Source organism: Olivibacter sp. CPCC 100613, assembly GCF_036959255.1.
Taxonomy (GTDB): Bacteria; Bacteroidota; Bacteroidia; order Sphingobacteriales; family Sphingobacteriaceae; genus Olivibacter.
Map to the genome: position 1 here is coordinate 19,136 of NZ_JAWMTI010000017.1, position 8,553 is coordinate 27,688.

The window sequence follows — 8,553 nt, forward strand, 5'->3', positions numbered from 1 at the left end:
TTCGTTTCATGAACAAGTTATTTTATAGATTAGAAGATCGCAGATAAACGTACAAATGGCTGAATACCTGTTGTGGTACCAGCTTGCGTTGAACCTGGTCCCGGAATACGGCTAACATTTGACCCAGGCGCCGGTATAGTATAATCACCCAATACATTAAAGAGATTATTGGCGCCAATCGTTGCTTGTATTTTCGAAGTAAATTGATACCCGGCAGACAAGTCTGTAATCCAAATGGGACTAAAAGTTTGATAGTAATAATCCGGTTGGGGAAAGTTGGCATTGAGCTGTGAAACATTTGTAACCTTTCCAAAGTAGACCGTTCTAAGAAGAATATTAAATTTTTGGTAGCGATAAGTACCTTGCAGTGTTATTTTTTGAGCGGGAATATTGCTCGTTACCCGAGCCTCCTCAGACGCATCAAAAATGATATAGCGATAGGCTTCCAATCCGGCAGGGGTATTTACCTTTGTGAGTTTCGTTTTGAGAAAATTAGCCCCTACTAAAAAGGTAGCTCTCCCTCCGTTTTCCAACAAAAAATTGTAACTACCTGTTAATTCTATTCCACGGGTACGGGTACTGAAAGAATTATAGAAAAATTTTGCCTGCACCGTTCCCGTCTGTATAAATAAGTTACGTACATCAAGCGGCAAATTTTGGTCTGTCGCAGAGAAACGCCCCGTATTGCCCACCCGATCGTCTACGTCTATTTGATATGCATCCACTGTAAATTCAACATTCGGAACAGGTTGTGAAGTCAATCCTGCGGTATAACCTTTGGATTTTTCCGGTTGAAGACTGGGGATACCAAGCGCCTTTGTGGCCGGATTCACATTGTTTGCTGTTACCTGATCAATTGCCACTCCATTCTGAAATGTCGTGGAAGTCTCCGTGTAATAGAATTGTGCTAAATCGGGGGCTCTAAAACCAGTGTTAATTCCCCCTCTCAAGGCTAACCAGTTGACAAAACTATACCGCGTATTTGCTTTGTAAGTAGTGACACTCCCAAAGTCAGAATAGTGCTCTAAGCGTAGTGCACCGGAAACCAACCATTTTGAAGTGAGATTTAATTCCACATCTGCATAAGCTGCTGCAATCGACCTTCTCACATTTACTTCGTTAGAAGGCCTAAAGCCAGCATGGACCTGTGAGCCCGGGGATAAACCATTAAGGGGCGTACTACCTAAATTTACCAGATAAGGGAGGCCGGCGGTCGTCGTATCTACGCGATAGATTGGCTGTAAATCTGCCTTACTATAAGACGCCTCCTCACCAGCAATAATCTGATAGGTTTCTACTCGATATTGACTTCCAAAAGCGATGTTCAATCCCTTCAGCACCTGATCAAAATAGCGGTTAAAATCTAAACTGGCTGTATTCTGACTGGCATTATAATTCCCGGCATCAAATTTTCGTGGCGATCGCTGTCCCATGCTGGCGTTAAGGGAATTGGTTATTTCGTTTCCGAAATCATTTTTACCATATACATTCGAAAAATCGACCGTCCATCCCCTTATTCTCCCTTTAATCCCTATCCCCAGTGATTTATCTGTTATAATGTTCTCCATAGCGGGTAAAAAACCATCAGGATAGATGAATGTATTATTTCGCTCGGTCCACCCCGGCAATCGATAAACCGCAGTAAACTGTGAATTACGATGACTTATTCCACCAAAGGCATACAGTTCAACGTTTTCCTTAAGGGGTACTAAGGCATTAAAAAAAAGCAATCCGTCGATCGCTTTATTTGTGCTTCCTCGCTGATCAAAAAAATGGCGGTCTATTCCACGTGAAGCCAGAATAGCATCATCAATCTCCTTTGTATAAATCTGGTCGAAACCACGTGTATTAGCGCCACCTCCATAAGCGGGACCTATATATAATCCCACACTGTCGTGACCCACCGGTCGCGATACCGATTGAGTGGCAAATTCTCCGGTAATATTAAAAAAGCCACCTCTATCTCCCAGCTTCACGCCATAATTCGTACTGGTTCGTGTGCTAATACCATCTCCCCTTCTACGGCTGCTTGCTGTCGTATTGAGTGTTAAGGCGTCCGTATTTTGCTTGAGTACAATATTTATTACACCTGCGATGGCATCTGAACCATATTGGGCAGCTGCTCCATCTCTTAATATTTCTATCCGTTCGATAGCACCCGTGGGAATAGCGTTCAAATCGTAACCCGTAGCCCCATTGCCCAAACCGCCCCAGCTGATATTTGAGCTTTTATGTCTACGTTTGCCGTTGATTAATACCAATACCTGATCCACACCCAACCCACGTAACTGAACCGTTGAAGTGGCAGATGCGGCATCTCCTCCTCCTGATACAGAGGAATGAAAGGACGGAGAGATATACTGCAATAACTGAGTAACACTTACTTGTGGCGCTGTCTCCTGTAAAGTTTTAATGTCAATAACATCTACAGGTACAGGTGAGTTCAATTTTGTACGGTTGGCATTTCTAGAGCCTACAATCTGCACTTCATCTAAGGTGCGATTGGATTTAAGCAATGATACATCGATAGTGTTTGATGCTCCGAGCGTGACTTCCTGTGTTTGATAACCGATGAAGGAAAAAATCAGCCTTCTGGCATTTGTAATGCCGATACTATAAGAACCATCTTCTTTTGTTACCACCCCTCCACCCAGACCTTTGACAATAACGGAAACACCTACTAGGGGCTGTCCGTCAATTTCAGATCGCACTGTGCCAGTTAGCGTCCGTTGCTGTCCATAACCTCCATATACAAAAAGCAAGAACATATTAACTAGTATTAAAAATCTCATTATTAAATGTTTTTTGAGGCGCACCCTGTCTGTGCGTCTTTATGAATGGATCGATATTTCTGTTTCATTTGAGCAAAGAAATCCCGCCACTCCCAAAAATCGGGAGCGCCACATTTGACATTAAGTTTAGCGGATTTACTTTTTAAATCTATCGTCTGTCAAGGTTTCCAAAAAGGCCACTAAATCATCCACTTCTTGCACTGATAGTTGTAAAGGTTCGTCTAAGGCCAAGTCTCTATTTTTACCATCTTTAATAACCGCATCCGGATCATTGTAATATTCAACAACATCCTTTAATGTTTTAAACATGCCATTATGCATATAAGGGGCCGTTATCGCTACATTTCGTAAGCCCGGAACCTTAAAAAGACCAAGTTGACTCGAGTCCCCTGTTATTGCATACCTACCTACATCATGAAGATCTTTTCCATTATATAATCCGATGCTTTTAAATCGATCGGCCGTAAAATCTTCTCCAGAGTGACAGGTATTACAATTTGCTTTCCCAATAAACAGCATCCGCCCCCTTTTGGCTTCTGTTGATATGGCATGATCGTCACCATTGATGTAGCGGTCGTAAGGACTGTTTGCAGTTTCTAGGGTACGCTGATAGGCTGCTAAAGCACCGCTCAAATTGCTTTTGCTCGGTTCTTCTTTAAAAATACGCAAGAAAGCATTTCGGTATAAAGTACTGGCTTTTAAGCGACCTACCGCATCCTCAATTGGTAAATCCATTTCTTCAGGATTTGCAATTGGCACAAGGGCTTGCTCCTCTAAAGAACCAGCCCTGCCATCCCAGAACAACATCGGACGGCCCGATAAATTGGTAACACTTGGCGTATTCCGTTTACCTAACTGCTTTCTAACCCCTTCGCTAAAGGTTGCCGTATCAGCAAAGCCAAATTGCGGTTTGTGACAAGATGCACAACTGATTGTCTTATCGCCAGATAACAGCGGATCGAAAAATAGCCGTTCCCCAAGCTGTTGCTTAGTGGCGATATTACTTGCCTTATCAGATTGAAAGCCTACTAGTAAAACAACTGCTCCCACTAATAAAAACAAAATCGCTGTCCACCGCTTATCCAGAAAACTTAATACATACATAAATTCACCTAAGCTATTTGTTGCATATCTTATGCTGAATTCACCTGTTTGCTACCAAGTTAACCTGGAGGTCAAAATCGTCATAAATTGCTTTATCACCCAGATTTTCAAAAAAATTGGTCGATCGAAACTTGATGCCATAATCGGTTCTATTTACACGTATCTTTGCGTTGGCAACTATTTGTTGATCAACTACCTTTGTGGTGGCTGAAAAACTGATAGGTTTGGTGATTCCCTTAATAGTGAGGTTTCCTTGCACATCGTATAAACCATCTGATTTCTTTTTCACATTGGTAATAACAAACCTAGCTTCCGGAAATTTCTCAACAGCAAAAAAGTCGTCATTCTTCAAATGTCCAACCAATTTACCGTTGGTTTCCTTATCCTTCACATCGGTAACACTGATTGATCGGGTGTCTAAGATAAAATCACCACCAATCAAGTGTTGGCCATCAAAATTAAGGTTACCGGAGGCAATCTTAATCTCACCGCTATGCTCGCCACTTACCTTTTTGGCCAGCCATGTAATCTTACTTTTTTGTTGATCAATTTTATAATTAACTGCGTTCTTTGATTTAATGAGGGAATTATCGACAAGATGATGTTCTGTTCTGACAGTATAAGTAAACGCTGATAAGATGCCTAAAAAGGTTGTCAATACCAGCGTACCTACTAAGCGTTGTTTTGTTGAAGATGTAAATGACATAATAGATATGATTTTAAAAGGGATTTTTTATTTGAATCTTATTTAGAAGCAAGTGAACTTTTTAGGTTTTGAGGAACAGGTTCTGCCAGCAACTCGCCAAGAAGTTCTTTAAAGCGCTTCTCATAATTTTTATAATATTTACCGGTAACAGTGCCTGTATATCCTGTATAAATTTCGCGCACCTCTCCCTTTCGATCAATAACTATGGTTGTTGGATACGCGATAAATTTATTAAGTGCAGGGATCTTTTCGCCTACTGACCTTTTATCGGCTAAACCGCCGAACAGGATATCATATTGGATGTTATACTTATCTCTTAACTTTCCGAGTGTATATTTGGCATACGCCAAATCATCTTTTTGTTCAAAACCAATCGCAATAGCTTCCACGCCTTTATGTTTGTTCTCGTTAAACCATGGAGATAGAAATATCGTTTGATCGGTACAATTTGGACACCAAGTACCAATGAACTCTACAATGACTACTTTGCCTTGGTATTTCTCATCTTTCAAAGAAACAGGCTTGCCTTCCAGGTTTGGAAATGTAAAGTCGAGTGTCTTGTACCCATCTTTCAGATAAGTTAACTGGTAGGGGTCTGGCAATTCGGCTAATTCGTCTTTCACTCCAACAAATTTTACATTATCATAAATACCTTGGCCAATTTGCCCAGATAGTGTTCCATCAGCGTTAATTTTCCCTTTGTAAATTTTCGGACTAGGTCCCGTAAATCCCGACAGATAGAATTCATCTCCTTGAACCGTACCTTCCAGCTCGCGGCTATCGCCGGTCACCTGTAAAATAACGCCGGTGAGCTTATTACCATCTTGTTTTAGTATCGCTACCTTGTTTGGTACATCTTCTTTTGAAAAGCCTTGTAGTTCCCATTTACCAGTAAGGTTCGCTTTCGGAGAAACGTTTTTCCCCGGTTCAACAAAACGGTAGTTTTTACCTTCCTCCGCAGTAAATGGCAATGCATTTCCTCTCAAACCCGGCACTAAGCTCCGATATTCTCCAGATAACCTCCCCTCTGATTCTATTTTGGCAACCAGGGCCGCATCATAGGTATTCATCTTAATGAATAACGAATCTTCGCCTAGACGCTCCACGTGGAAATCATCCCTTCTTGACCCATTTAATAAGGTAAAGACAGCATTTTCAGGTGAGGTTCCCTGCAACTCAAAGTTGAAAGGCACCTCTGTTTCACTCACTTTAAAGACACCTCTCCACACCCCTTGCTTAATAAATTTTTTAGGAGTCCCATTGCTACAGACAACTGTTGCACGAGCTTTAAAAAGAGGAGCAAATGCTATAATCGCAATAATAAAAACGCGTATGTTTTGATGTATGGCTTTCATAATTCATGGGTTTAATTTTGTGCTACAATAGCTGCTAGTTCGTTAGGAACGGGCTCCGCAATTAACTCATCTAAAACTTTGTTAAATCGTGCCTCATACGCTTCGTAATATTTTCCCGTCACTTCTCCAGTATAGCCCGTGTAGATTTCGCGTACATTACCTTTTCTATCTATCAAGATGGTAGTCGGAAAGGCAATGAATTTATTAAGTGCCGGAAATTTTTCCGACACAACTTTTTTATCAGCAATGCCGCCAAAAAGAATATCATATTCAATTTTATATTTATCTCTTAGTTTACCCAACGTATATTTTGCATATTCCAAGTCATCTTTCTGCTCAAAGCCAATAGCAATAGCCTCCACACCACGATGTTTGTTTTTACTATACCACGGTGCCAAAAAGATGGTTTGATCGGTACAATTAGGACACCAAGTACCGATGGTTTCAATGATGACTACTTTTCCTTTATACTTATCATCGCTTAACGATACCTGTTTGCCTTTCAGATCGGGAAAAGTAAAATCAAATTTAGAATAACCTTCTTTTAGATGCGTAATTTCATAGGGATCTGGAAGTTCTACCGATGGGTTTAGGGTTCCATCAAATTTAACATTTTTGTAAATGCCAAAGCCCTGCTCACCTGAAATAGACCGGTTATTATTTATTTTTCCTTTCACGATAAAAGGGCTCGGACCAGTAAAACCTGAAAGGTAAAACTCATCACCCTGTACTGTCCCTTCTAGCTCTCGTGTATCTCCAACAACGGTCATAATTACACCCGTTAGCTTATTTCCTGTTTGTTTTAATAGGGCAATTGAAGCGGGCACTTGTTCTTTTGTATAGGTTTGGATTTCCCATTTGCCCGAAATATCAAATGCTGGACGCACATCTTTGCCCGGTTCCACAAAACGATAAGTTTTACCATGTTGTGCTACAAACGACAAGGCATTTCCTCTAAATCCGGGTACCAAGCTGATATATTCGCCGGACAGCTTGTTGTCGGCCTCTACTTTTGCAACTAGAGCAGCGTCATAGGTGTTCATTTTCACGTAAATAGAGTCTCCCTTACGAAGTTGCACGTCAAAGTCATCTCGGCGACTGCCATTAATAAGTGTAAGCGTTTTTTTATCTCCATGCTTACTGAACTCAAAATTGAAAGGCACAATAGACTCACTTACTTTAAATTCACCCCGCCAGCGACCTTCTTTTGGCAGCACTTGTGCCTGCACCGCACCAGTTATCAGTAAGGAGCCAATCATACTGGCCGACACGGCACTCCTGACATTTTTAATGAATAGTTTTTCCTTCATGATTATATGATTTGTGATATAGACATAGCTTGTCCAATAGCATTTTTTTACAATGCTTTATTTAGAACAATCTTTTGATTAGGATATTAAACGGATAAAAGATAGAACCTAGAGATGGTTTTATCTACACATGCACATTCGCATGCTAGGGAAAGCGATAACTGAAATAACAATTGGTTGAAATGTGGCTGGCTCCTCCAATTGGAGGGATAAACTAGCATTTTTATAAAACTGGACCATAATCTATTAATTTAGTATACATTTTTTCGTTTTGAAACGAACATTCATGATATACAAATGTAACTATCTTTCGACCGCTTTTATACCTATGTTTCATACCTAAACACCCTATAAATCGTTCCTATTATTGCCAAAGCAGCCTCTACATTAGCGCAACTTTTAAAAGTCCTGGACTTTCGACATTCGGCTTTAAACAGTTTATTGAGGAAACATCTTCGAGTGAAGAAAATTTACATTAAACCAGAAATAAGATGGCTATGGGGGGACAACAGGCTCAGAACATCCACCTAACGTTTCGTGTAGTGTTTTAAGATTAATTTTATACTTTTAGCAGTATCAAATGTAAAACAAACCTATGGAGCGCGAAATTCTAAAGTTAGAAGCACAACTTATTGCCGCCATCTTAAACAGTAATTTACAGGTACTGGACACCTTGCTTCACGATGAGCTGATATTTGTTAATCACCTTGGAATGGTGCTTTCCAAAAAGGAGGACCTGGCCCCTCATATCAACGGAGATTTGAAAATTACGGAACTAGTTGCCTCAGATCAGCAGTTGCACCTATTCGGAGATACTGCCGTAGTCGTGGTCACTAAAGAGATCAGGGGTATTTATCTGGACCAGCCTTTTGAAAACCGTGTCAAATTTACCAGAGTCTGGAAGTTATTTAACAAAGACTGGAAAGTCATTACTGCAAGCAGCGTACTTTGCTGAGCACATAACTAACTTTTACATCGGGTATTGACGAGGATAGCATTTTTATCTGGCAGCTACAATGAAAATCAATATATACACCAATAGTTCAATTGATCTTTCATATATCGCTATTTAAAAGATGATACCGAACTGAAAAGCAGCAGTCACAGATGCGGCATGCTCATTACCGAAACGGACCGGGATGGGAACTGCTAAAAATAGGTCTCCTGGAGTTGCTACCTTTAAAGCGAGACAGATTTAGATAGTAATTTTAAATTTGTAGAAATGCATAGAAAATTTGATGATTCGTTTAAGACCATGGCGGTCGATTTGAGCGTTGTTAAGGGGT

At 40.6% G+C, this 8,553-nt stretch carries 6 protein-coding genes; 1 reads left to right on the forward strand and 5 read right to left on the reverse strand.

From position 1 onward, the window contains the following. Nucleotides 1–29 precede the first annotated feature (29 nt). From RYH73_RS26030 to RYH73_RS26050, 5 genes are all read right to left on the reverse strand, one after another. Nucleotides 30–2,792, reverse strand: a complete 2,763-nt coding sequence (locus tag RYH73_RS26030; protein ID WP_335316363.1) for a TonB-dependent receptor — start codon at nt 2,790–2,792, stop codon at nt 30–32. A 135-nt stretch (nt 2,793–2,927) separates the two neighbouring features. Next, complete coding sequence (locus tag RYH73_RS26035; protein WP_335316364.1) at nt 2,928–3,896, reverse strand: cytochrome-c peroxidase; 969 nt, start codon at nt 3,894–3,896, stop codon at nt 2,928–2,930. 40 nt (nt 3,897–3,936) lie between these two features. Beyond that, a complete protein-coding gene (locus RYH73_RS26040) occupies nt 3,937–4,602 on the reverse strand; it encodes a YceI family protein (protein WP_335316365.1) in 666 nt (221 codons plus the stop codon). A 38-nt stretch (nt 4,603–4,640) separates the two neighbouring features. Further along, on the reverse strand, nt 4,641–5,957 hold the full coding sequence (locus tag RYH73_RS26045; protein WP_335316366.1) for a peroxiredoxin family protein: 1,317 nt from the start codon (nt 5,955–5,957) through the stop codon (nt 4,641–4,643). Between the two features lie 11 nt (nt 5,958–5,968). After that, nucleotides 5,969–7,267, reverse strand: a complete 1,299-nt coding sequence (locus tag RYH73_RS26050) for a peroxiredoxin family protein (protein ID WP_335316367.1) — start codon at nt 7,265–7,267, stop codon at nt 5,969–5,971. Between the two features lie 595 nt (nt 7,268–7,862). Between RYH73_RS26050 and RYH73_RS26055 the strand changes: the two genes are divergently transcribed. Beyond that, nucleotides 7,863–8,222: a nuclear transport factor 2 family protein gene (locus tag RYH73_RS26055; RefSeq protein ID WP_335316368.1), complete on the forward strand. Its 360-nt coding sequence runs from the start codon at nt 7,863–7,865 to the stop codon at nt 8,220–8,222. The last annotated feature ends 331 nt before the right edge of the window (nt 8,223–8,553 follow it).